The 22,966-nt window shown below is 65.8% G+C and carries 22 protein-coding genes; 9 read left to right on the top strand and 13 right to left on the bottom strand.

Annotation, left to right across the window (positions count from 1 at the left end; all coding sequences use genetic code 11):
• Positions 1–57: 57 nt before the first annotated feature.
• Positions 58–1,575, bottom strand: a complete 1,518-nt coding sequence (locus tag I6J77_RS11975; RefSeq protein WP_204109164.1) for a serine hydrolase — start codon at positions 1,573–1,575, stop codon at positions 58–60.
• A gap of 245 nt (positions 1,576–1,820) precedes the next feature.
• Here I6J77_RS11975 and I6J77_RS11980 point away from each other — a divergent pair, with 245 nt between their 5' ends.
• On the top strand, positions 1,821–2,984 hold the full coding sequence (locus I6J77_RS11980; RefSeq protein WP_204109165.1) for an epoxide hydrolase family protein: 1,164 nt from the start codon (positions 1,821–1,823) through the stop codon (positions 2,982–2,984).
• Between the two features lie 147 nt (positions 2,985–3,131).
• Here I6J77_RS11980 and I6J77_RS11985 read toward each other — a convergent pair whose 3' ends face one another.
• Both I6J77_RS11985 and bla read right to left on the bottom strand, forming a co-directional pair.
• Positions 3,132–3,602, bottom strand: coding sequence for a hypothetical protein (locus I6J77_RS11985; RefSeq protein ID WP_204109166.1), 471 nt, complete (start codon positions 3,600–3,602; stop codon positions 3,132–3,134).
• A 243-nt stretch (positions 3,603–3,845) separates the two neighbouring features.
• Complete coding sequence (gene bla, locus I6J77_RS11990; protein ID WP_204109167.1) at positions 3,846–4,703, bottom strand: subclass B3 metallo-beta-lactamase; 858 nt, start codon at positions 4,701–4,703, stop codon at positions 3,846–3,848.
• A 449-nt stretch (positions 4,704–5,152) separates the two neighbouring features.
• Here bla and I6J77_RS11995 point away from each other — a divergent pair, with 449 nt between their 5' ends.
• Complete coding sequence (locus I6J77_RS11995; protein WP_204109168.1) at positions 5,153–5,710, top strand: cupin domain-containing protein; 558 nt, start codon at positions 5,153–5,155, stop codon at positions 5,708–5,710.
• 417 nt (positions 5,711–6,127) lie between these two features.
• Here the strand turns inward: I6J77_RS11995 and I6J77_RS12000 are convergent, their stop codons facing one another.
• On the bottom strand, positions 6,128–7,018 hold the full coding sequence (locus I6J77_RS12000) for a LysR family transcriptional regulator (RefSeq protein WP_204109169.1): 891 nt from the start codon (positions 7,016–7,018) through the stop codon (positions 6,128–6,130).
• A 74-nt stretch (positions 7,019–7,092) separates the two neighbouring features.
• Between I6J77_RS12000 and I6J77_RS12005 the strand changes: the two genes are divergently transcribed.
• From I6J77_RS12005 to I6J77_RS12020, 4 genes are all read left to right on the top strand, one after another.
• The gene (locus tag I6J77_RS12005; protein WP_239308953.1) at positions 7,093–7,821 is read left to right on the top strand and encodes an NADPH-dependent F420 reductase; all 729 of its coding nucleotides are present in this window, start codon (positions 7,093–7,095) and stop codon (positions 7,819–7,821) included.
• Positions 7,822–7,914: 93 nt separating this feature from the next.
• Complete coding sequence (locus I6J77_RS12010; RefSeq protein ID WP_204109170.1) at positions 7,915–8,649, top strand: SDR family NAD(P)-dependent oxidoreductase; 735 nt, start codon at positions 7,915–7,917, stop codon at positions 8,647–8,649.
• Positions 8,650–8,710: 61 nt separating this feature from the next.
• Positions 8,711–9,343 carry a class I SAM-dependent methyltransferase gene (locus I6J77_RS12015; RefSeq protein WP_204109171.1) on the top strand — a complete coding sequence of 211 codons (633 nt, stop codon included), beginning with the start codon at positions 8,711–8,713 and terminating at the stop codon, positions 9,341–9,343.
• A 124-nt stretch (positions 9,344–9,467) separates the two neighbouring features.
• The gene (locus I6J77_RS12020; protein ID WP_204109172.1) at positions 9,468–10,223 is read left to right on the top strand and encodes an oxidoreductase; all 756 of its coding nucleotides are present in this window, start codon (positions 9,468–9,470) and stop codon (positions 10,221–10,223) included.
• A 125-nt stretch (positions 10,224–10,348) separates the two neighbouring features.
• Here the strand turns inward: I6J77_RS12020 and I6J77_RS12025 are convergent, their stop codons facing one another.
• Entirely contained in the window at positions 10,349–11,026 is a 678-nt protein-coding gene (locus I6J77_RS12025; protein ID WP_204109173.1) for a class I SAM-dependent methyltransferase, read from the bottom strand.
• A gap of 50 nt (positions 11,027–11,076) precedes the next feature.
• On the opposite strand from I6J77_RS12025, the gene I6J77_RS12030 reads away from it, so the two are divergent.
• Positions 11,077–11,529: an Rrf2 family transcriptional regulator gene (locus I6J77_RS12030; protein WP_204109174.1), complete on the top strand. Its 453-nt coding sequence runs from the start codon at positions 11,077–11,079 to the stop codon at positions 11,527–11,529.
• Entirely contained in the window at positions 11,519–12,406 is an 888-nt protein-coding gene (locus tag I6J77_RS12035) for an NAD(P)/FAD-dependent oxidoreductase (protein WP_204109175.1), read from the top strand. Before I6J77_RS12030 ends, I6J77_RS12035 begins: the two co-directional genes overlap by 11 nt.
• Before the next feature lie 94 nt (positions 12,407–12,500).
• Here the strand turns inward: I6J77_RS12035 and I6J77_RS12040 are convergent, their stop codons facing one another.
• Positions 12,501–13,163, bottom strand: a complete 663-nt coding sequence (locus I6J77_RS12040) for an N-methyl-D-aspartate receptor NMDAR2C subunit (RefSeq protein WP_204109176.1) — start codon at positions 13,161–13,163, stop codon at positions 12,501–12,503.
• Complete coding sequence (locus I6J77_RS12045) at positions 13,160–13,768, bottom strand: TetR/AcrR family transcriptional regulator (RefSeq protein WP_204109177.1); 609 nt, start codon at positions 13,766–13,768, stop codon at positions 13,160–13,162. Before I6J77_RS12045 ends, I6J77_RS12040 begins: the two co-directional genes overlap by 4 nt.
• A 105-nt stretch (positions 13,769–13,873) precedes the next feature.
• Between I6J77_RS12045 and I6J77_RS12050 the strand changes: the two genes are divergently transcribed.
• Positions 13,874–15,379 (top strand): 2OG-Fe(II) oxygenase, encoded by a 1,506-nt coding sequence (locus I6J77_RS12050; protein ID WP_204109178.1) that lies wholly within the window; start codon positions 13,874–13,876, stop codon positions 15,377–15,379.
• Between the two features lie 80 nt (positions 15,380–15,459).
• On the opposite strand, the gene I6J77_RS12055 is transcribed toward I6J77_RS12050, so the two are convergent.
• The 6 genes from I6J77_RS12055 to iolD form a co-directional block, all read right to left on the bottom strand.
• Positions 15,460–16,275 carry an inositol monophosphatase family protein gene (locus I6J77_RS12055; RefSeq protein WP_204109179.1) on the bottom strand — a complete coding sequence of 272 codons (816 nt, stop codon included), beginning with the start codon at positions 16,273–16,275 and terminating at the stop codon, positions 15,460–15,462.
• 4 nt (positions 16,276–16,279) lie between these two features.
• Positions 16,280–17,626, bottom strand: a complete 1,347-nt coding sequence (locus tag I6J77_RS12060; RefSeq protein WP_204109180.1) for an MFS transporter — start codon at positions 17,624–17,626, stop codon at positions 16,280–16,282.
• Between the two features lie 152 nt (positions 17,627–17,778).
• A complete protein-coding gene (locus I6J77_RS12065; RefSeq protein ID WP_204109181.1) occupies positions 17,779–19,275 on the bottom strand; it encodes a CoA-acylating methylmalonate-semialdehyde dehydrogenase in 1,497 nt (498 codons plus the stop codon).
• A gap of 158 nt (positions 19,276–19,433) precedes the next feature.
• Complete coding sequence (gene iolB, locus I6J77_RS12070) at positions 19,434–20,246, bottom strand: 5-deoxy-glucuronate isomerase (protein ID WP_204109182.1); 813 nt, start codon at positions 20,244–20,246, stop codon at positions 19,434–19,436.
• Complete coding sequence (gene iolE, locus I6J77_RS12075; RefSeq protein ID WP_204109183.1) at positions 20,246–21,136, bottom strand: myo-inosose-2 dehydratase; 891 nt, start codon at positions 21,134–21,136, stop codon at positions 20,246–20,248. The genes iolB and iolE overlap by 1 nt, the downstream gene beginning before the upstream one ends.
• The gene (iolD, locus tag I6J77_RS12080) at positions 21,133–22,965 is read right to left on the bottom strand and encodes a 3D-(3,5/4)-trihydroxycyclohexane-1,2-dione acylhydrolase (decyclizing) (RefSeq protein WP_204109184.1); all 1,833 of its coding nucleotides are present in this window, start codon (positions 22,963–22,965) and stop codon (positions 21,133–21,135) included. The genes iolE and iolD overlap by 4 nt, the downstream gene beginning before the upstream one ends.
• Position 22,966 lies beyond the last annotated feature (1 nt).

Genomic DNA, 22,966 nt, shown 5'->3' on the forward strand with positions numbered 1-22,966 from the left:
GCCTGCACGTGCAGGCTGTCGAAACGCGGGTGTTCGTGGTTGACGTGGCGATATCCGTCAGCGCCGGAAGACGCGATGTCGCCATTCGATCGTGCCGTCGTCGGGATGGCAGGTGACCGGCTCCGCCGGCTCCAGCGTCCCGTCGGTCGCCGCGAAGAGGCCAGGCCGAGCCGGCTTCAGGACGAGGTGCCGTGCGCCGATGTCAGCCGTCACTTCGCCGGACGCCGTGCCCACGATCATCGGGCCGAACAACGCGTTGCGGAAGGTTCCACTGCAGGCTTCCAGTTCCTCCTTGCCGGGCGTCCACGACCAGCCTCCCCAGGACGGATCGGCGCGCGATCCGGCCATGGCGCGTGCACGTTTATCCACCGTCTTGGCCAGACGTGACGGGAAAGCCGCCACCACCGCATCGAGCCGCGCGGCTTCTCCATCCTGTCCCGTGGCCAAGCCGATGAACGCCTTCATGACCTCAAGTTCAAAGCCTTCCATCGCGCTATCGCTGTTCACCACCAGCGCAAGGCCGGCATGCGCGGATGGCACCAGTACCGTGACGGAAACCGTGCCCACGTAGCTGCCGGGGTGCATCAGCGCCTGCTGGCCCTTGTAGCTGCAGCTGTACCAGCCCAGGCTGTAACCGTCGCAGTTGATCTGGCCATCGGACATGTGCGCGACGGCGACGGATTGCTGGGCACGCGCGAAATCGGAGGGATCAAGCGCCCCACCGGCGCCGGCGGACCCCAGGTTCGCCTGCATCCAGGTCGCCATGGCTTTTCCGGACGCGAACAGGCCACCCGCGGCGTGCATCAAGGCGTCCGGCTTGGGCGCAAGCGCGTGCCACGCCTTTCCATCCCACTGATGGTTCCATGCGAAGCGTCCGGGCGACATGCGCGATGGTCGCGAGGTGATGCCATGGTCCAGCCGTAGTGGCTGCAACACTTCCGCGTCCAGCCAATCGTGCCAGTTGCGGCCGGTACGCGTTTCGAGTGCCGCGCCATAGATCAGGTCACCCAGATTGGCGTAACGGAAGCCCGGGTCGCGCGTACCGGTTTCGGTTTCCAGCCAGTGCGGATACTCCGCGGCCGGAATATCGCGCACGTAGGCCGTGACGTTGTTGAGCGTGTCGGTGGTCAGCCCCTCCTGGTGCGACAGAAGATCGGCCATGGTGATGCGGTGCGGGTCTGCCGGTGCCGGCAGACGCAGCTGTGGCCAGATCCCGGACAGCGTGGTGTCGAGTGGCAGTACGCCCTTCCGGTCGAGCACCGCTCCGAGCAGGCCCATGAACGACTTGGTCTGCGAGGCCATGTAGAACAGCGTGTCGGCGTCGGCCTCGGCAGCCTGATCCGCCTTCAGCCGGCCACGGATATGTATCCAGGGCGCCGCGTTGCCCTGCACGATCACCGCGGAAACCGCAGGGTATGCGCCAGGCACGGCCTGCAACTTGTCGACGGCCTGCTGGATGGGGTCGGTCAACTCGGTCGAGACCTTGGCCGGCGCAACGGTCCCCTGCGTTGCCAGAACGGGATGGGCAAGCGCAGATACCAAAACGATCATGAAGGTTGTGGCTGGACGAAGCATGGCAGGAACCTGTGTGAGCGAAGTCAATGCCATGGATACGTCTTGCGACAAGGCAGTTGCATTTTCCTGGCGGCACGCTGCTTGAATCCGACCTTGCATGGCTGTCGGCAAGAGCGGGGTCAGGTTCCTCCAGGTTCGGCTGGCAGTGAACCCGGCCCCGTTTTTGGAACGGAGTAGCTTGTACGTCCGTGTGCAGTGCGTAGCGTTGCGCTGTCCAGCGAGGCAAACGCTCAGGAGTACAGGCAATGACCGCATCGACGCCCGCCCCCTCACCTCTCGTCCGTCCATTCACCATCGCGATCCCGGATGCCGAGATCAGCGACTTGAAGCAGCGACTGGCCAGAACGCGTTGGCCGGATGCGGAAACCGTCGCCGACTGGTCGCAAGGCGTCCGCCTGGCCCATGCAAAGTCCCTCATCGACTACTGGGAGCACGAGTACGACTGGCGCCGATTCGAGTCCGAGCTCAATCGTTTCCCGCAATTCCTGACCGCGATCGACGGGCTGGATATTCACTTCATCCACGTCAAGTCGAAAAACCCGAATGCGATGCCGCTCATCCTGACGCACGGGTGGCCCGGCTCGATCGTCGAGTTCCTGAAAGTGATTGGTCCACTGACCGACCCGGAGGCGTTCGGGGGAAACGTCGACGATGCATTCGACGTCGTCATCCCGTCGCTGCCCGGTTTCGGGTTTTCGCAAAAGCCGACTGAAACGGGGTGGTCTGTCTCGCGTATCGCCGCCGCCTGGGTGGAACTCATGAAGCGTCTTGGCTATACGAAATGGGCCGCGCAAGGCGGTGATTGGGGTGCCGTCGTCACCTCCGTCCTCGGGGTCATGCGGCCCGACGGGCTGCTCGGCATCCACTTGAACAGCCAGTACGCCTTTCCCGCGCAGATACCCGACACGCTGTCACCCGAAGAGCAATACGCCGTGGACAGCCTGGCCCTCTACAACGGCGACATGGGCGGCGCAAATCACCTTCAGGGCACGAAGCCGGCGACCATCGGATTCGCCCTGGCGGACTCGCCGGCGGGCCAGGCGGCCTGGATCTACGACAAGTTCCAATCCAAGACAGACAACCACGGACTCGCCGAGGACGCCCTCGGCATCGATGAGATCCTGGACGCGATATCGCTCTACTGGTTCACGAACACGGCCGCGTCGTCCGCGCGCATCTACTGGGAGAACAAGGCCGGCAGCATGGCCGGCCCCAAACTGACGCTGCCGGTCGCGGTGACCGTGTTCCCCCGCGACATCCCGCGCCTGCCCCGAAGCTGGATCGAAGACACCTACACCCACTTGATCCACTACGGCGAGGCCGACAAGGGCGGACACTACGCCGCCTTCGAACAGCCCGAGATCCTGGTCAGCGAAATCCGTGCCGGCCTGAGAAGCCTCCGCTCCTGAAGCGAACGCAAGATGCGGCTTGAAACCGCCAAGCAGCGGTACGACGTGCGGAACGCAGTCACGGTGCTGGCCGGGTTCGGAATTTAATTAGCCACGTCCCCATTGATCCATTGATCGCCGACAGCAGTCCGGGCACCATGACGACGCTCATGGTCGGGGCACATGCTCGAAGGTACGCATGACCATAACCCGGTCATTTTCGTCAGCGAGGGTTCTGATGGCGCTTTCCGCCGAAGCGTATGAACTTTCATGCTGTGCAAGCTCGCCGGCGGCATGCGCCGCGTTGGCGTGGATTGCGTGCGCAAAGGCCAGCTCCCAGTCTGGCGTAGAAGGTTCACTCAAAAAGTACGCACGCATTTCGTTGGCATAGAGCAAGGCACTTGACCCGAAACCGGCAACGGCATGCGCCTGGGCAAGAAGCATGATGGCGCGCTGTTGATTCAGAACGTTTCCGACGGCTTGCCAGTGCCAGGCCGAGGCGTGCGCAGCATTCAGAAGCGCCAAAGCATTTACGCGAGAATGAGACACTTCAGCTAGTGTCCATGCTTCGTTGTTCGCCTGAGCTGCGAAGAATCGATGCCAGCTATCGGAACTTGTGTCTTCTGGCGTCTTCGGCATAGCACTCTCCCATCTCCACGGTGGCTGAGCTTGGTGGCGCGGGTTTTCGCGTGCCCGCTGGAACAGATTGCTGGGCGCGCTATCCGGAACGTAAACCTCCTTGGATAAGTAGCCGGGTATCCCGGGCTCCGACTCTTGCCAGAACCCTCCATTCCCCGACGCGCAACAACCCTCTGCCCACTGTACCGTTGTCGGCGCCAGGAAATTCCAGGTTCCGGATGACCCTGCCGGCGACGACCCGCTCTATCGGCCCGAAATCGGCGGCCGCCGTCGGTTTGTCGAAGCAGCATCCGCACGCTGCTTCACCAGTTGCGTCTCGAAGCTTTCGCGTGCGTCTTTCGCGTAAGCGCGGCACCCCGTGGGGTCTATCAATGCATCCACATCACCCTGCTCATGCTTGGCCACACGCTCCCAGAAATTCACCATGCCTGGATGTGGAGCGAGCGGGATGTCGCAAGGCAAAGCCGCGACCACCGCAAAGCTATGCTCGAAGTCCTTGAGGATGTCTGGGTACTTTGGATTTCCGATCAATGCGAAACCAGGCGCCGACAGGCTGCCGACATCAACCAGATGCAAGCAGTGCGTGCCCTCGCATGACACCCATGTCCAAGTCGTGTTGCCCTTGGTATGCCCTGGTGTCGAGTACGCAGTTAGCAGCAGCCCCCCCAAGTGCAGAACCTCACCGTCGGTCACCGTGCGTGCCACGTGCACCGGCGGAATCGGGAATCTGTCGCCGTATTGCGGATCGTCGCGACCGCCGCGTTCCAGCAACGGGGCATCCGCTGCATTCGCGATCACCTGCGCACCTGTGTCGTGCGCGAGTTGCGCCATGCTTCCTGCATGGTCGGAATGTGCATGCGAATTGAGAATCCATTTGATGTCGTGCAGATCGACGCCTAGATCCCGGATATTCGCTTCGATCAATGGCGCATCACCCGGCACACCACCGTCGATTAGGACATCGCCCGTACGCGCAGTGACAAGGAAGATGCCGAGGCCACGAGGCCCGACATACCACGTGTTGCCATAGATGCGGAACGGCTTCTGCGGGGCCGTCCATGAGGGATTGTCTGCAATGTTCTTTCGCTCGGATGCAGGCATGCGGAACGGCCCTGGCAGCCCCATCCGCGAGGGGCTGCTCACGGTGCTCTTTTGCCCAGGTGCAGGCACCTGCGCGTACGCCCCCTGCACGAGCGAACTACAAAGGAGAATCGCAGCTATCGATAAGCGCATACGTGACTCCGACTTGGGGAAAGCCACAGGATGAACGCCCAACATGACCCGCCGCGGGCGTAACCATGAAGTTTTGCGGGCCGAGGGACTTGACCGCCTCGGCAACGCTGGACACAGTCGCGGAATTTGAATCGCAACAGGCGACTTTTGGCCAATTTCGTCCCCATCAGGCATCGAATTACTGAATGGCCGAAGGAGCCCGATCTCATCGCAATGCTGCCGCGATCTTGCCCGCGTAATGCCACACTTTCATTTTAGTGTCGGGCGGTTCTTGTAGCTCCACCGAGCCACCACTCGCCACTTTCAAGGAGGTCGACGTGAATCCCCATTTCGCAAGTTTGACAATCGTAGGCTTCTTTACTGCTTTTGGACTCGCGCCGCTCAGCCGCACTGCCCCGGATCCTTCGCACCACGCACAGGCAGCGCTCGAGGCTCCCGCACAACCCGACGCGGAGAAAAGTGATATTTCAGGAACGATCGTCGCGCTCACGGGTGGGGGCGGGGCTGCGCACAACCCAACGCCCGCAAAGCCCACCGCAGTTTTGCAACGCGTCGCCATACCCGGGACCAATCGCCAGATGGGTATGGGTATTGCAGAGTTCCCACCAAATGCTTCAAAACCGCTGCACAAGGCAAGCGGGCCCGAAGTCTGCTATGTGCTGGAAGGCGAGGTAACCGTGCAAGTGCGGGGCAAGGCTGCCGCACAGTATCGCCGGGGCGACACTTTCCAGTTTCCGACCGGTGTTGTGCACGTCACCACCGCCGGCCGCCGAGGCGCGAAGGTCCTTGCAGTCTGGGCGTGGGTGCCAGGCGAGCCATTCAATACTCCGGTCGCGGCGACGCCCGCTGCTGAGACGAACAGCTCTGCGAATTGAACACTCTCAGACAAACCACAATGGGCTGACACGCAGCGCGTGTTCAGCCCATCCGGTTCCAACGGGCCACTGGCAGCAATAGCCCACGTACGAATCGTTGGCTTGGATTCCCCACCGTGATCCGGAAATCGGCCAACTAAAGAACTAAAGGGGACGTGGTGGCCAATTAAATGGAAGTTCGACTGCCCTGAAGCGCCAAGAACGGAGTCAGTTCCACTTCGTCAAGCTGGAACTGATCCTGACCCTCCCGGATCTGGGCCGTGAAATGGGGTCAGCCGCGCGGCATGCTGACTGACGAGAAAAAGAGAAAAAGGGGATGCGGCCAATAAAATGGAGCGCGGCTGTCCATCGGCGCCCGAACCGTGGACGTCCATCCAAGAGCAGCAATCCATACGGGCGCCTGCGACTCGCACGAACCTAAGCCTCCCCAAGCAACTCCACCAACCGCGCCTCACACGCCGACAAATCATGCCCCCGCCGCTGTGAAACCACGAACGTCAGCGACCGGATATGCCACGCACGCCGTTCGAGTTCGACGAGCTCCCCGCCGGCCAGATCCTCGACCACAAGATGCCGCGGCAGATGTCCCCACCCGAGCCCGGCTTTCAGCAGATCGCGTTTCGCACCGAGATCGTTGACCAGCCACTGGCGCTTGCCGGCCACGCCCTCCTGGGTCTTGTCCGCGCCGGGCTGGTTGTCGGTGACGATGATCTGGGTGTAGCGGCCGAACTCGTCCACGGGGATGGGTTTGGGGGTTGAGGCGAGCGGATAGGTCGGCGCGCAGACCGTCACCATCTCTTCCTCGCGCAACCAGTGGCGTTCGATGGCTTGCGGGTTCACTTCCGGCACGTCGTTGATGGTGACGGCCAGGGCGCACACTTTTTCGAGCACCAGCTTTTCGCCGCCCTGCATGGTGGTGATGCGCAGGTTGATCGCGGCGGTGGGGCATTCTTCCTGCAGCGTGCGCAGGCAGCCGATCAGGTGGGTGCGCGGAAAGTAGGCATCGACCGCCACCGACACCTGCGGCACGCCGGCCTTGGCGATGGAGCCGGCGCGGTTCTTCATTTCCTCCGTGCGCGAGATCACCGCCCGCGCGTCGGGCAGGAGGCTGCGCCCTGCCGCGGTGAGCTGCGCCTTGCGCGTGTTGCGCTCGAACAGCTCGACGTCGAATGCGCTTTCCAGCGCCTTGATCGCGTGGCTGATGGCCGACTGCGCCCGCGCGAGCTTGCGCGCCGCGCCCGAGAAGCTGCCCTGGTCGCACACCGCCACGAATGCGCGCAGCTGGTTGATGGTGACGTTGTCGAGCATCAGCTATCCAGAAAATAGATCGTATTAAGCGATGTTTCGTCAATTGTGTTGATGCGTCAAGCGACCCAGATTGGTTGGGCAACCGGTTCGAATCGCTCGGCACGCTCAAGTCACTGGATCCCCGCCTTCGCGGGGATGACGGCGACAAGCCAAGCGCCATTCGGGCCAGACCACTCCATCTCCATACTGAAAAGGACAATGCCATGAGCTACGCCATCATCGGTTTCGGTTCCATCGGCCAGGCCCTCGCCCGCGCGTTCGCCCGCAACAACATCGAAGTCACGGTTGCCAGTCGGCGGCCGCCCGAAGCCCTGTTGCCGCAGGCGCAGGCGATCGGGCCCAAGGTCATCCCCAGGACATTGCAGGAAGCCGTCAAGGCGGACGTGATCATCCTGGCGGTGCTGTTCGAGGGACACCGGGACATCGGCAAGCTGATTCCCGACTGGACAGGCAAGACGATCATCGACGCGATGAACACGAATGACCCGGTCGAAACGCTCGACAACCTCCCCTCTTCCGCCTTCGCCGCCAGGTCGTTCCCCGGCGCCAGGTTCGTCAAGGGCTTCAATCACCTGCTGTCGCGCACCCTGGCCACCGACCCCAAGGTCCAGGGCGGCCACCGGGTGGTGTTCCTGTCGAGCGACGACGAAGCGGCCACCGCGCAAGTGGCGGACCTTGCGAAGCGACTCGGCTTCGCCCCCGTCAACCTCGGCAAGTTCGACGAGGGCGGCACCCTGGTGCAGGCACGCGGCCGCGTCTGGGGCCCGCTGATTTTCCAGGACCTGTTCAAGCAGCAGCCCTGAACGCGCACGCCCATCGCGACAAGGATCGCGATCGGAGCGCCATCCCCATCACTGCTTCGGCAGTGGCAACCCCTCCCACCAAGGATTCATGACATGAGCAAGTTGAATGGAAAGACCGCCGTCATCACCGGCGGCGCCACCGGCATCGGCCTCGCAGCGGCCGAGCGCTTCATCGAGGAAGGCGCCTTCGTCTTCATCTACGGCCGTCGGCAGGAAGCGCTCGACGCCGCGCTGGCGAAGCTCGGCCCCAACGCCCGCGCGGTGCAGGGCTCGGTCTCCGACCCGGCCGACCTCGACCGGCTTTACGCGGCGGTGAAGGCCGAACGCGGCACGCTCGACATCGTGTTCGCCAACGCCGGGACCGGCGGCCTGCTTCCGCTCGGCCAGATCACCGCCGAGCACATCGACGAAACCTTCGACACCAACGTGAAGGGCACGATCTTCACGGTGCAGCAGGCGCTGCCGCTGATGGGCCAGGGCGGCTCGATCATCCTGACCGGATCGAGCGCCGGCACCACCGGCGCCCCGGCCTTCGGCGTCTACAGCGCGAGCAAGGCCGCCGTGCGAAACCTCGCCAAGACCTTCGCGGAGGACCTGAAGGGCACCGGCATTCGGGTCAACGTGCTGTCGCCCGGGCCGACCGCGACCGAACTGGCGAAGGCCGCGGTGGGCGAGGAAGGCCTGAAGGCGTTCGCCTCGATGAACCCGTTGCAGCGCATGGCCGAACCGGCGGAGATCGGAGCGGCGGCGGCCTTCCTGGCGTCGTCGGACAGCAGCTTCATGACCGCCAGCGAGCTGGCCGTCGATGGCGGGTTGGCGCAGATCTGACGCGGCACGCCCTTCCGGCTCCGCCACCAGCTTTTCAGAGTCATCCACTTCGGAGGCCACCATGTACCCACACTCCAGACCATCCGGGTTGCTGCGTTTCGCACGAGCCGAGGCCGGCTCGACCGTGATCGACGTGTACCCGGGCGACGGGGACTGGACCGGCCTCTTTTCCGACCTCGTCGGACCCGAGGGACGGGTCTGCAGCTTCGTGCCGGCCGAGGTCGCTCACCTCAACAACGATCCGGTCGGCCGCGCCCGAGCCCTGGCGAAGCAGCCGGGGCGAGAGAATGTGCAGGCCGTCGCGGCGGACCTGATGGCGCTGCCTGAAAGCGTGCCACCGGCGGATGTCGTGTGGCTGCACCTGTTCTATCACGACCTCCACACCGCGCTCATGCAGGCCAGGGGCGCCACCGCGGCCGACTTCAATCGAGCCGTCCATGGGCGGCTCAAGCGTGGCGGCTTCTACGTCATCGTCGACCACGTCGCCGCAGCCGGAACAGGCACGAGCAACGCCGGGTCGCTGCATCGGATCGAGCCGGCGGCGGTGCGCGAAGAGGTGGAAGCGGCGGGCTTTGTGCTGGACGCCGAAAGCAGCCTGCTGGCGAACAACGACGACTCGCACTCCAGCAAGGTTTTCGACCCATCGATCAAGGGCCACACCGATCGCTTCGCCTATCGGTTCGTGAAGGCCTGACAGCGACGCATGCGCCCTGCAAGGCGACCCGCTCCGCGGGCGCAGAACCTTGCCGCGCGCGAAAGCTCGTGATCATCCGGATCACTTCCCAAGAAATGTCGACCAACCACACAGGAACATCATCATGTCCAACCAACCCGATTTACCGAAAGAACTCGCCGGCCGCCGTGCCCTCGTCACCGGAGGCACGCGCGGCATCGGCGCGGCGGTGGCCCAGCGCCTGCTCGATGCCGGCGCCAAGGTCGTTGTCGTCGCGCGCAAAGCCGACAAGGACATGCCCGCGGGCGCCACGTTCGTGTCCGGCGACGTCGCCACGAGCGAAGGCGTGGCGGCCGTCGCGACACAGGCCCTTGCAGCGCTCGGCGGCATCGACATCCTGGTGAACAACGCGGGCGGCGCGCGCGCCTTCCTGGAAGGCTCATGGACGATCCCCGACGAGGCGTGGGCCGACGGCTTCGCACTCAACCTCCAGGCTGCGATCCGCCTTACCAACGCCCTGCTCCCGGCGTTGCGGGAGTCGAAAGCTGCAGCGGTCGTGAACATTTCCTCCGCGGCAGCGGCGATGCCGTTCGCCCCCTTCGTGCATTACGGCGCCGCCAAGGCCGCGCTCGAGTACTACTCGCGCACGCTCGCACTGGAACTCGCGCCGGCAATCCGCGTGAACGTGGTGGCCCCCGGCGTCATCGCGACACCGGGCTCCGATGAGTTCGCCAGGACGACACCGGGATTTTCCACCGACGCGTGGCTGCAGCTCATGCCGCTGGGCCGCATCGGCGCCACCGAGGACATCGCCGAAGTCGTGGCGCTGCTGGTGTCGGATCGCGGCAAGTTCCTGACTGGCGCGAATTACCGCGTGGATGGCGGAATGACGGCGCGCTGAAGCATGTGGCTTCCAGCCGGATGCGACGCGCTCGCGGCGATCCGGCCGAATGGCTGCCGGCCGGCATCCACGCGGTTCGTCTGTCGCGCAAGCCTTTGCCGATCGAGGGGTGAGGTTGGTGATTTTTACGAAGCCGCATACGCCACCCATCCCTTGAACGTGAAAGCCGCATAGAACAGCTCATGCCGCTCGAAGCCGGCCTGCTCCAGCAAGTCGACCTCGGCTTCGGGAGAAAGCAGCGGGAGGCGGCTGGCCATCGCTTCGATCGTCGTGGCCATGTTCGCAACCGGCATGCCGTTCGAAGCCATGAAGGCCACGTGCCGCCGTAGCCAGCGCAGCTTTTCGTCCGGTGCATCGGGAACGCTGTGATGGGCCATCACCAGCGGGGCGCCGGGTTTCAACCGGCGCCTCAGCTCGCGCAGCGTGTGCAGGCGTTCCCCGATGGACAGGAAGTGCATGGTCAGCAGGCAAACCGCGCCGTCGAATTCGATGGCCGGAGCCGCATCGATGTAGCCCTCCAGCAACTCCACCCGCGGCGCCAGCGGCCCCAGTGTCTGGACGGCCAATTCCAGCATCGGCGCCGACGGGTCGACGCCGAGCAGACGCCAGTGCGGGTAGGTCTCGGCGAAGGCCTTGAGCTCCAGGCCTCCACCGGCGCCCAGCACCAGCACGCGCCCATTGGACGGCACGTGCTCGTGCAGGAGCAGGCCGCTCATCTGGTGGAGCGCATGCAATCCGGGCACCTGGCGCAGCGGCCCGTCCGTGTATCGCGCCACCGCCTGGGGATCGTTGAAAGAAGACATGCCGCCCTCGCCGCTTGACATGGAGGCTCCAACGTAACATCGTTTGTTACATGAAACGAGACAGCCGACTTTCCGCCGTACTCCACGCCTTGCTGCACATGGCCGAGCGCGATACGCCGATGACATCCGATGCGCTGGCGCAGTGCCTGGGCACGCATCCGGTGGTGGTCCGCCGCACCATGGGCCTGCTGCGGGAGGCTGGTTTGGTCACGGCGGATCGCGGACACGCCGGGGGCTGGCGCATTTCGGCGGATCTCAGCAAGGTCACGCTGCGCCAGTTGCATGAAGCGCTGGGCGAGCCCGCGCTGTTCGCCGTGGGCAACCGGAACGAACATCCCGAATGCCTCGTCGAGCAGGCGATCAATGCGGCGCTGGACACCGCTTTCGTCGACGCCGAGGCACTGCTGCTGCAGCGGTTCGAGTCGGTCACCCTGGCCGCGCTGGCCGCGGATTTCGCGCGCCGCCATGGCGCCCATCGATCGAGGCACCGGCATGAAGCATGACGTCATCATCATCGGCGGCAGTTACTCGGGCATGGCCGCGGCCCTGCAGCTGCTACGGGCGCGCCGCAGCGTACTCATCATCGACGGCGGCAAGCGGCGCAATCGCACTGCCAGTCATTCCCACGGATTCCTGGGCCAGGACGGCGTCGATCCCGCCGAGCTGGCCCGTGTCGCCCGCGAGCAACTGCACGCGTACCCCACGCTGACCTGGTTGGATGGCGAGGTCGAGCAAGCAGCGGGCACGATGGACGACTTCCAGGTGGCCTGTGGCGGCACCACGTATTCAGCCAGGCGTTTGCTGCTGGCGATCGGCGTGTCGGATCGGCTGCCCGAAATCTCCGGCCTGGCCGAGCGCTGGGGCAGGAGCATCTTCCACTGCCCGTATTGCCACGGCTATGAACTGGATCAGGGCCGCATCGGCGTCATCGCCACGGGCCCGATGTCGATCCATCAGGCGCAGCTGCTGCCGGAGTGGGGAACCACCACGTTCTTCCTCAACGGCACGTTCGAACTCGACGAGACTGCCGCGGAAGAACTGGCTCGTCGCGGCGTGACGGTCGAAACGACGCGAATCGAGCGGATCGACGGGAATGCGGATGTCGTACTCAGCGACGGGCGATGCATGAGCTTCGCCGGCCTGTTCACCGCGCCGCGGAACGAGCCTTCGACACCGATCGCGGCGCAGCTCGGCTGCGAACTGGTCGAGACGCCGATGGGCACGCAGATATCGACCGGAGAAACCAAGGAGACCACCGTGCCAGGCGTGTTCGCCTGCGGTGACGCCGCCAGGATCCCGCACTCGGTTTCGCTTGCAGTCGGCGACGGCGCCTGGGCTGGTGCGCAGATCCACCGCTCGCTGGTGTGGCCGGCGTCGTAGAGGACGTTGTCCGCGCCTGGCCGAGCGCTGACGTTGACCGAGTCCAAGGGCACCGAGCCGCCCATCCTTGCCTACGGCATGGCCAAGACAAACCTCAGGTCAGAAGATCGATTGCGCGCAGGAGATTCACTCGGGCTTGCCGCTCGAACGCTTCGAAGCAAGGCGCGGTGGCATAGATGCGATCGCGGTCGAGAAAGCCCTGCAACACCTGCCTTCGCTTTCGCCGGTAGAGAAACGCAGGCACATGTTGGTACTCCTGTCGAATCTGATGGTCGTATTCGTCGAACCGTCCGGGGGGAGCGCCGAGGATGGCCAGGTCGGTATCGACGAGCACAGCCTGGTCGAGAGACATGGGAGCTGCATCGTGCCGGGTGACCATCACAAGATCCCGAAGCCGTCGCCGAGTCTCATCGCCAAGGCCGCAGTCGTGCGCGACCTCGTCAAGCCATTTCGCACTGCGCTCCTCATTGTCGTGTCGCGTCGGCTCGTAGATGGCATCGTGGAACCACAGGGCCAGCTCGACCTCAGCCGGCCTGGAGCACGGCGTGCGGAACCGTTGGCGCAGTTCGAGACACTCCGTCAGGTGCCGGAGTGTGTGATACGCCCGGTGCGGCTCGGAATAGCGCCTGATGAGTTCCGCGTGGAGCGCTCGAGGCGCCTCAGCCACGCCAAGCTGGTCCCAGACGTTTTGCCACGCGGCGAACTCGACGAACCCGCCCGGCGACACCGGAACATTCCCTTCGGCGGACGGGCTCATCGCTCGTCCTCGGCATCCATGTAGCGTTGCAGCCACAGGGTCAGCATGGGGGCGGCGAAACCCGCCGGCAGCAAGGGACGGGCCGTGGTCGAGAGGGTGAATGCGCCCTGGATAAACGCGCTCACCGCCGCCACGAGATGATCGAGCCGCCTGGCCCGGCGTCCCCGTTCGGCGAACACCTTCCGAAGGATCGACTTCAACACCTTCATCTGTGCGCCGAGCGCGGCTTGGTATACCTCCCGCACGTCCGCATCGTGCGCGGCCTGCTCCCCTACCATGACCCATGCGGCAACCGCATCGGGTTGCGCGTCGGCGCCGTAGGCAAGGTACGCGGCGATATAGGCATCCAGTTTTTGCCAGGCCGTCCCGCACGCCCTCGCCCGGGATTCGTAACGATCTTGCGCATAGCCGGCAAGCGCATCGACCAGCGCGACCAGGATCTCCCGCTTGTCGCGAAAGTGATAGTGAATCAACCCCGGCGCCAGGCCAGCGTGCCGGGCAACCTCCGCCACCGTCGCGCCCGCATAACCCGACCGGGCCATCACCATCTGAAGTGCTGAAACGATCTGCGCGCGTCGCTCGTCACTGTTCGGTCGCCGTCCCATTCAACTCTCCAAATTTGGTCGCACAACCAGTTTAGCATTGACAGCGGACGAATCCACGCCTAACGTCACGCATTATTGGTTGAGTGACCAAATATGGAGAGCAGCATGGATGTGTGGACCGACCTGCTGGATGCGATGGAGGCGCCTTTTCCTGCGGCAGTGGAGTTCCCGCTTGGCCCCGGGGAGCCATGCGTGCTGGTCCATGGGTTTCTTTCGGCGCATGAATGCGACGCGCTTATACAGGCAACGGAACAGCGTGGGTTCACGGGTGCGGGACCGGACTACCCACCCTCCTATCGTGACAATGACCGACTGGTGGCTGATGACCCAGGCCTGGCTGCCCAGCTGTTCGAACGCCTGCTCGGGGGTGCGGCCCGCTCTGCAGAAATGGCGGGCATCATGAGCGAGGCCGGCTGGACCATCACCGGCGTCAATGAACGCCTGCGGTTCTGCCGCTATCGTCCGGGCACACAGTTCCGTGCGCACCAGGACGGCGTTCACCATCGTTCGTGCAGCCAGTCGCGCCTGACCTTCATGGTCTATCTCAACGACGACACATTCACGGGCGGCGACACCTTGTTCTTTGAAGGCCGTTCCTCAGCCATGGAGGGTCGGGACCCCGTCCCGCTGCGCCCACGCAAGGGCAGCCTGATCCTGTTTTCCCACTCGTTGTGGCACGCAGGCGCTCGCGTGCATACAGGCGTGAAGTACGTCATGCGTAGCGACCTGATGTACCGGCCGGAGCATCCCGCCGAGCCTGATGGAGCATTCCAGCCGGGCCATCGCGGCTATGTCTGGGCACTTGCCGCGTTACGCGACTTCGGGATAGCCAGCGGTGGTCGCGACTCCACCATCAGGCTGTGGGATGACGAGGGCGCCCCGCTGGGAACGCTGGACGGTCACACACAATCGGTGCTCGGTCTCGTCGAGATGGCACCTGGCCAACTCGTTTCCCATTCGCGCGATCGCACGATCAGGCAGTGGAGTCTGGCAACGGGCGCCTCCACGATAGTCGGCACCTCCGATTCGGCCGTGTTGTCGGCTGCCCGGCTGGATCGCGAGCGACTCGTCACTGGAGACGCCAGCGGGAAACTTGCAGTCTGGAACCTGACCACTGGCACAGCGGAAACCTGGCGTGCTCACGACTCCTGGGTCTGGGCCATAGCGCCCTTGCGGGACGGCGATTTCGCGACCGCTTCGGAAGACGGCCTGATCAGGCTCTGGCGTTCTGTGGACCGCTGCGCGATGGCGGCAGCGAATCCGGGGTATCCCCTCAGAGCAATGGCAAGCCTCGTAACGCGCGACGTCGCGATGCTGGCAGCGGGCGACGTCAAGGGCACCGTGCACCTGCTGGGTGCGGGGCAGGAGCTGGAGCGCCTGGGGAGCTTTACCGCGCACGACGGACCAGTCCGGCGAGTGCGCTTCGAAAGCGAACACATGTTGCTCACGTGCGGTGAAGACAGGTTCGTTCGACGATGGGATCTTCGTACACGGCAATGCACCGTCGTCGCCGCCCACACCAACTTCGCCACTGACGTGCTCTGCACCGGGCCGGGCCGCTGGATCAGTTGTGGTTACGACGGCCGTATAGAGGCGCATGGCCCTCCATGAGAACGGCGGAAACGGGGTCACGCCTGCTAAAGCCTCTTTCCCGCTCGTCCCCGGATCGAACCCTGAGCATTGCGCCTTGCTCACTGCGTTGACGATGTCTCCAGCGCCCGATTGAGTCGTTCCACCAGCGCAGCCTGGATGTGCCCGTTGGACACGCAGACATTGCCGCCATGCACGTCCACCGGGCCACCGGTGACCGAGCTGGCCACGCCGCCGGCTTCGCGCACCAGGATGATGCCCGGCGCCATGTCCCAGGCACACAGCGAGCGTTCCCAGTAGGCGTCCCAGCGTCCGGCCGCGACGTAGGCCATGTCGACCGAGCACGCGCCGGTGCGACGGATGCCGGCGACTTCGCCGGACAGCAGCGCCATCTCGCGGGCGAACACCGGGTGATCGGGCTTGCCGGCGAACGGGATGCCGCAGCCGAGCACGCTGTCGACCAGGCGGTTGCGGATGGAGACGCGGATCGGCTCGCTGTTGAGCCAGGCACCCTCGCCTTTCGCCGCCACGAACATTTCCCGCAACACCGGCAACCAGGTCACGCCGGCCACCACCTCGCCCTCGCGCGCGAGCGCGATGTTGACGCCCCACAGCGGCGTGCCGAACAGGAAGTTGGTGGTGCCGTCCAGCGGGTCGACGATCCAGCTCTGCGCATCGTCGCTGCCGCCGGTGGTGCCGCCCTCTTCGCCGATGAAGCCGAACGATGGCTGCGCCTTGCCGAGGATTTCGCGGGTGCTGCGCTCGGCTTCCTCGTCGGCGATCGAGACCAGGTCGGCCGGGCCGGACTTGGTGCGCGCCACCAGTTCCCCGAGCTGGCCGAAGCGCTGCAGCAGGCCGTCGCCGGCTACCTGGGCGGCCTTGATCATCGCCTTGAGTTCGGGGGAAGCGCGCAACATGGTTTCAGTCCCTGCGTCGTGTGCGCCACAGGCTCAGCGCCAGCAGCATGGAGAGCACCGACGAGCCGATCCAGAACGCGATCGCCGGGCCGAAATTGTAGTGGCGCACGCCATCGACCAAGGTCATGCCGTGCTGGATCAGCGTGCCGGACACCTGCTCCTGCACGCCGGCGCCGATGTAGCTGCAGATGCCGATCACGCCCATCGCCGCGCCGGCCACGCGCTTGGGCGCGATGTCCACCGCGAACAAGCCGCCCAGCGAGGTGACCAGGCCGGTCAGGCCCATGCCGAACAGCACCATCGCGATGATCAGCGACCACAGGTGATTGGGGCCATAGAAGAACAGCAGCAGGCCAGCCAGTTCCAGCAGCGCGAAGATCAGGTTCACCGGCGGGCGGTGCGCGTCGAACAGCTTGTCGGAAATGAAGCCGAACGCGATGGCACCAGCCATGCCGGCCAGGGTGCTGATCATCAGCAGGGTGCCGGCCATGGTCAGCGAGTAACCGTGGATCTCCTGCAGGTACAGCACGCCCCAGGAATTGATCGCGTAGCGCGTCACGTAGGTGGTGGCCGAGGCCAGGCACAGCACCCAGATCGCGGGCATCTTCAGGATCGACAGCTGCAGCTTCAGCACCGAGGCGATCTTCGGTTTCGACGCCTCGCCGAAGTTGTCGTTCTTCCAGTCGTTGACCGCGGGCAGGCCCAGGGTGGGTGGGCGATCCTGCAGCAGCAGATAGGCGCCGATCGCGGTGGCCACGCCGATCATGCCCGGCCCCCAGAAACCGAAGCGCCAGCCGAAGGTGGCCACGGTGGCGCCGACCACGAGAAAGGTCAGGCCTTCGCCGATCGAGTGCGCGGTGCTCCAGATGCCGTAGGTGCGCCCGCGCTCGCGGTTGGAAAACCACGCCGTCATCGCCACCACGCCGCCCGGCGCGCCGAAGCTCTGGAACCAGCCGTTGAGCCCCCACAGGATCACCGCCAGCCACACCGTGGTGACGAAGCCCATCGCCAGGTTGCACACCGCCGTGGTGAGGAAGGCGAAGGCCAGGAAGCGCTTCATGTTCGCGTGATCGGCGAGGAAGCCGTTGGTGAGCTTGCCGATCGCGTAGGTATAAAAAAGTGCCGAACCGATCATGCCCAGTTCGGCGGGAGTAAAGATGCCGGCGTCGATGATCGGTTTCTTGACCACCCCGAGCGCCAGGCGGCAGGTGTAGATCAGGCCGTAGCCCAGCGTTATCGCAAGCATCACGCGCAGGCGATGCTTGCGATATTGCCGGTCGATGACGTCCCTGTCGGTGATCTCGGGCTGGTCAGCTCCGGTTGCGAAAAACGCCAGCCATCCACGCGCCATCGGACTCCCCCCTCAGCGGCCGGCGCAGCAGGCACCGGCCTCGTTGCAATCAGACTATTTCATATTTGAACAAATTGGAAGAATTATTCCATATACACCGAAACGCCTTGCTTCCCCCGCTGCGCGGAGGAAGGATCGTTCGTGTCACGCCGTCACAAGGTCGGGATCACGAAGCTCTGTTCGATCGCTTCGCCGCCCCTGGGCCAGCGCTGGGTCACCGTCTTGGTGCGGGTGTAGAAGCGCACGCCGTCCATGCCGTACTGGTTGAGGTCGGCGAAGCCCGAGCGCTTCCAGCCGCCGAAGCTGTGGTACGCCACCGGCACCGGGATCGGCACGTTGATGCCGACCATGCCCACCTCGACGCGGTCGGCGAACTCGCGCGCCGCGTCGCCGCTGCGGGTGAAGATGCTGACGCCGTTGCCGTAGGGATGCTGCGACGGCAGCGCCAGCGCTTCCTCGAAGCTGTGCGCACGCACGATCTGCAGCACCGGGCCGAAGATTTCGTCCTGGTAGGTCTTCATCGTGGGCTTCACGTGATCGAACAGCGTGGGCGCGAGGAAGAAGCCGCCCTCGTGGCCGGGCACCTTGAGGCCGCGGCCGTCGACCACCAGTTCCGCGCCCTCGTCCACGCCGAGCTGGATATAGCCCTCGATCCGCGCCTTGTGCGCCGCCGACACCACCGGGCCGTAGTGCGCATCGGGATTGCCGGAGACGCCCACCTGCAGCGCGGCGATCGCCGGCAGCAGTTTCGCGCGCAGCGCCTCGGCGGTCGCCTCGCCCACCGGCACCACCACCGGCAGCGCCATGCAGCGTTCGCCGGCCGAACCGTAGGCGGCGCCCATCAGGTCGGCGACGACCTGGTCGAGGTCCGCATCCGGCAGCACGATGCCGTGGTTCTTGGCGCCGCCCATGCACTGCACGCGCTTGCCGTGGGCCGCGCCGGCCGCGTACACCGATTGCGCCACGTCGGACGAGCCGACGAAGCTGACCGCCTTGATCGTCGGATGCGCCACGATCGCGTCGACGATCTCCTTGTCGCCGTGCACCACGTTGAGGATGCCAGGCGGCAGGCCGGCCTCGATCATCAGCTCGGCCAGCCGCACCGGCACCGACGGGTCGCGTTCGGACGGCTTGAGGATGAATGCGTTGCCGGTGGCGATCGCCGGGCCGAACATCCACATCGGGATCATCGCGGGGAAGTTGAACGGCGTGACGCCGGCCACCACGCCTAGCGGCTGCATCGCCGAATAGACGTCTATCCGCGGGCCGGCGCCCTGGGTGTACTCGCCCTTCAGCAGGTGCGGGATGCCACAGGCGAACTCGATCACCTCCAGTCCGCGCAGCACGTCGCCGTGCGCATCGGACACCACCTTGCCGTGCTCGCTGGCCAGCAGCTCGGCCAGCTCCTGCTTGTGCGCGTTGAGCAGGCGCACGAACTCGAACATCACCCGCGCGCGGCGCTGCGGATTCACCGCGGCCCACGCCGGCTGCGCCTCGGCGGCGTTGCGCACCGCGCGATCAAGCTCCGCGGCGTTGGCCAGCGACACCTTCGCCTGCACCTGGCCGCTGTTCGGATCGAAGACGTCGCTGTGGCGACCGGAGGTGCCGACGACGGTCTGGCCGCCGATGAAATGTTCGATGTTGCGCATGACTCACTCCTGGATGATGTTTTCTGGTGGGCGCCGGATGGCCGGCCCGATGACCGTTCCCCCGTGAGGTCTGGAATCTTTCGCTTCCCCCGCCGGCAGCGGGGGAAGGAGACCCGCCCCTCCGGCCCGCCTTTGGTGCCCGCGTGTGGAAACCGGGGTTAGCCGGGCGGACGCCGCGCGATCCAGTCGTGGGCCGGGTCGTTGCGGAAAATCCATTGGCGATGCGGGCCCGCCATCACGTTGAGGTAGTACAGGTCGTAGCCGTGCGCCGTGCCGACCGGGTGGTAGCCGCGCGGCACCATCACCACGTCGCCGTCTTCCACGCAGACGGTTTCATCGAGCGAGCGGTCGTCGGTGTAGACGCGCTGGAAGGCGAAGCCCTGCGGCGGGTTGAGCCGGTGGTAGTAGGTTTCCTCCAGCGCGGTTTCCGCGCCCGCCTCGGCGGTGTCGTGCTTGTGCGGCGGGTAGCTGGACCAGTGCCCGCCGGGCGTGATCACTTCCACCACCAGCAGGCTGTCGGCCGGCTCGGTCTGCGGCAGGATGTTGCGCACGTGGCGGGTGTTGGTGCCCGCGCCGCGCACTTCGCGGCTCATCGCGGACTCGGCGATCAGCCGCGGTTCGCCCTGCGCCGTGCCGGGCGCGGTACAGACGGCCAATTCGATCGGGCCGCTGGCGACGACTTCATAGGCGACGCCCGCGGGCACGTAGACGGCACCGGGCGCGCGATCCTCGAACGGGTTGCTGCGACCACCGACGTGCGCGAAGTGCAGTCCGCCCGCATCAACGTCGGCCATGCCGGCAACGATCACCAGGCAGGCCTCGCGGCCGGCCTCGCCGCCGGCGAACCGCTCACCGGCCGCCAGTTTCACCAGGCGGAAGCCGACATGTTTCCAGCCGGCGCTGGCCGGAGTCACCTCCAACACGGTACCCGTGGCGTCGGGCGCATGGGGGCGGACGCGCAGGCCGGCCATCACTGCAACCCCGCGGCGGCGGCGCGCTCCCGCAGCGTGCCGAGGCCGAGTTGGGCGTAGGTGCGCGGATCGGCCAGGGCCGGGTCCTGCTCGGCCTCGATCACGATCCAGCCGCTGTAACGGATCTTCGCCAGTGCAGCCATCAGCGCCGCGTAATCCAGGCCGCCGTCGCCGGGCACGGTGAACATGCCGGCCAGCACGCCGTCGAGGAAACTCGACCCGGCTGCGCGCAGTTCGTCGAACACCTCGCGGCGCACGTCCTTGCAATGCACGTGGGCGATGCGCGCAGGGTGCTCGGCGATCAGCTGCAACGCGTCGATGCCGCCCAGCGCGGCGTGGCCGGTGTCCAGGGTCAGCCCCACCGATGCGCCGGTGTGGCGCAGGAAGGCCTGCAGGTCCGACGCGCGCTCGACCACGGTGCCCAGGTGATGGTGGTAGGCGAAGCGGATGCCCTGGGCCTGGATGTAATCGGCCACCTCGGTCAGGCGCTGGCCGAACACGGCCCACTCGTCCGGGCCGAGTTGCGGCGTGTCCTGCATGGCCTGGTCGCGCTGGCCATGGATCGCATTGCTGGTTTCGGCGAACACGAACACCGTGCTGCCCATCGCCTTGAGCAGTTCCAGATGCGGCTGCAGCGCCACGATCTCGTCGTGGGCGGACTGCGTCAGCAGCGAGCCGCTGTACCAGCCGCCGATCAGGTCGAGCTGGTAGCGCGCCAGCAGCGGCTTCAGCGCGGCCGCCTGGCGCGGGAACTTGCCGCCCAGCTCGACGCCTTCGAAGCCCAGCTCCTGGATGTCGCGCAGGATGCTTTCCAGCGGCGTGTCGCCGCCCAGCTCGGGCATGTCGTCGTTGGCCCAGGCGATCGGGCTGACGCCGAAACGGATGCTCATGACAAATCCTTCTTCTGTCGGATGCCCTGCTCGTAGGCGCGCCGCGCGGCCTCGACTTCAGGGCGTTCGGAAACTTCCGGGACCGCCACGTCCCACCACCAGCCACCGGCTTCGGTGCTCTTCAGCGGATCGGTGTCGATCACCACCACGTAGCTGCGCGTGGCGGCGCGTGCACGCACCAGCGCGGCTTCCAGTTCGCCCAGCGTCGCGACGTGTTCGGACAGCGCGCCCAGGCTCGCCGCGTGGGCGGCGAAGTCGATCGACGGCAGCACGTCGTGCGCGGCATCGGCCAGCAGGTTGTTGAAGCCGGCGCCGCCAGTGGCGTGCTGCAGGCGGTTGATGCAGCCGTAGCCCCGGTTGTCCAGCAGCACCACGATCAGCTTGCGGCCCAGCATCACCGAGCTGGCCAGTTCGGAATTCATCATCAGGTAGCTGCCGTCGCCGACCATCACCACCACCTCGCGACCGGGCGCCGCCATCTTCACGCCGAGGCCGCCGGCGATCTCGTAGCCCATGCACGAATAGCCGTACTCGACGTGGTAGCCGTCGCTGCGCACGGTGCGCCACAGCTTGTGCAATTCGCCCGGCAGGCCGCCGGCCGCGCACACCACGATGGCGTTCTCGTCCACGCTGCGCTGCACCGCGCCGATCACCTGGGCATCGCTGGGCAGGACCTGTGCGGCGGCGCCGGCGGTGGCCGCATCGACGGCCGCATTCCACGCCCGCACCTCGCCCGCATCGATGGCGGGCGCGCGCCAGCCGGCCAGCTCCGCGGACAATGCCTGCAGCACCGTGCGTGCATCGCCGAGCACGGCCTGTGCATCGTGCTTGTGCGCATCGAACGGCTGCACGTTGATCTGGAACTTCCGCGCCTGCTCGAACAGGCTGCGCGAGCCGGTGGTGAAATCCGCCAGCCGCGTGCCGATGCCGACGACGAGATCGGCACGCGCGGCCGCCGCGTTCGCCGCGCTCGATCCGGTGACGCCGATCGAGCCGAGCGAGCAGGAATGATTCCACGGCAACGCGCCCTTGCCGGCCTGGGTCTCGGCCACGGCCAGGCCGGTGGCTTCGACCAGGGCGGCCAGCGCCGTTTCGGCGCCGCTGTACAACACGCCGCCACCGGCGATCAGCAGCGGATGCCGCGCCGCCTTCAGCGCGCTCACCAGCGCCGCGAATCCGGCGGGGTCGGCACCGGGCCGGCGCTCTCGCCACAAGCGTCGCGCGAAGAATGTTTCGGGATAGTCGAACGCCTCGGCCTGCACGTCCTGGCAGAACGCGATGGTGGCCGGGCCGCAGCTGGCCGGGTCGAGCATCGTGGCGAGCGCCTTGGGCAGCGCGTCGATGATCTGTTCGGGCCGGGTGATCCGCTCGAAATGGCGCGACACCGGACGGAAGCAGTCGTTGGCCGTGACCGTGGCGTCAGCGAAGTCCTCGACCTGCTGCAGCACCGGATCGGGCTGGTGGCTGGCGAACACGTCGCCGGGCAGCAGCAGCACCGGCAGGCGGTTGACGTGGGCCAGCGCCGCCGCGGTGACCATGTTGGTGGCGCCCGGGCCGATCGAGCTGGTGCAGACCATCGCGCGGCGGCGACGCATCTGTTTCGCGTACGCGATCGCGGCGTGGGCCATGCCCTGCTCGTTGTGCGCGCGCCAAGTGGGAAACGTGTCGCGCACGGCGTGCAGCGCCTCGCCGAAACCGGCCACGTTGCCATGGCCGAAGATCGCCCAGGCGCCGGCGAAGTACGGCACTTCCTCGCCGTCGACGATCACGTATTGCGCCGCCAGCCAGCGTACCGTTGCCTGTGCTGCGGTCAGTCGCACGATGGCCATC

Source organism: Rhodanobacter sp. FDAARGOS 1247, assembly GCF_016889805.1.
In the GTDB taxonomy this organism is placed as follows: domain Bacteria; phylum Pseudomonadota; class Gammaproteobacteria; order Xanthomonadales; family Rhodanobacteraceae; genus Rhodanobacter.

Bases quoted from the DNA above. Each gene is read 5' to 3' on its own strand.
- I6J77_RS11975 (WP_204109164.1), bottom strand. From the start codon at position 1,575: ATGCTTCGTCCAGCCACAACCTTCATGATCGTTTTGGTATCTGCGCTT.
- I6J77_RS11980 (WP_204109165.1), top strand. From the start codon at position 1,821: ATGACCGCATCGACGCCCGCCCCCTCACCTCTCGTCCGTCCATTCACC.
- I6J77_RS11985 (WP_204109166.1), bottom strand. From the start codon at position 3,602: ATGCCGAAGACGCCAGAAGACACAAGTTCCGATAGCTGGCATCGATTC.
- bla (WP_204109167.1), bottom strand. From the start codon at position 4,703: ATGCCTGCATCCGAGCGAAAGAACATTGCAGACAATCCCTCATGGACG.
- I6J77_RS12000 (WP_204109169.1), bottom strand. From the start codon at position 7,018: ATGCTCGACAACGTCACCATCAACCAGCTGCGCGCATTCGTGGCGGTG.
- I6J77_RS12010 (WP_204109170.1), top strand. From the start codon at position 7,915: ATGAGCAAGTTGAATGGAAAGACCGCCGTCATCACCGGCGGCGCCACC.
- I6J77_RS12015 (WP_204109171.1), top strand. From the start codon at position 8,711: ATGTACCCACACTCCAGACCATCCGGGTTGCTGCGTTTCGCACGAGCC.
- I6J77_RS12020 (WP_204109172.1), top strand. From the start codon at position 9,468: ATGTCCAACCAACCCGATTTACCGAAAGAACTCGCCGGCCGCCGTGCC.
- I6J77_RS12025 (WP_204109173.1), bottom strand. From the start codon at position 11,026: ATGTCTTCTTTCAACGATCCCCAGGCGGTGGCGCGATACACGGACGGG.
- I6J77_RS12030 (WP_204109174.1), top strand. From the start codon at position 11,077: ATGAAACGAGACAGCCGACTTTCCGCCGTACTCCACGCCTTGCTGCAC.
- I6J77_RS12035 (WP_204109175.1), top strand. From the start codon at position 11,519: ATGAAGCATGACGTCATCATCATCGGCGGCAGTTACTCGGGCATGGCC.
- I6J77_RS12040 (WP_204109176.1), bottom strand. From the start codon at position 13,163: ATGAGCCCGTCCGCCGAAGGGAATGTTCCGGTGTCGCCGGGCGGGTTC.
- I6J77_RS12045 (WP_204109177.1), bottom strand. From the start codon at position 13,768: ATGGGACGGCGACCGAACAGTGACGAGCGACGCGCGCAGATCGTTTCA.
- I6J77_RS12050 (WP_204109178.1), top strand. From the start codon at position 13,874: ATGGATGTGTGGACCGACCTGCTGGATGCGATGGAGGCGCCTTTTCCT.
- I6J77_RS12055 (WP_204109179.1), bottom strand. From the start codon at position 16,275: ATGTTGCGCGCTTCCCCCGAACTCAAGGCGATGATCAAGGCCGCCCAG.
- I6J77_RS12060 (WP_204109180.1), bottom strand. From the start codon at position 17,626: ATGGCGCGTGGATGGCTGGCGTTTTTCGCAACCGGAGCTGACCAGCCC.
- I6J77_RS12065 (WP_204109181.1), bottom strand. From the start codon at position 19,275: ATGCGCAACATCGAACATTTCATCGGCGGCCAGACCGTCGTCGGCACC.
- iolB (WP_204109182.1), bottom strand. From the start codon at position 20,246: ATGGCCGGCCTGCGCGTCCGCCCCCATGCGCCCGACGCCACGGGTACC.
- iolE (WP_204109183.1), bottom strand. From the start codon at position 21,136: ATGAGCATCCGTTTCGGCGTCAGCCCGATCGCCTGGGCCAACGACGAC.
- iolD (WP_204109184.1), bottom strand. From the start codon at position 22,965: ATGGCCATCGTGCGACTGACCGCAGCACAGGCAACGGTACGCTGGCTG.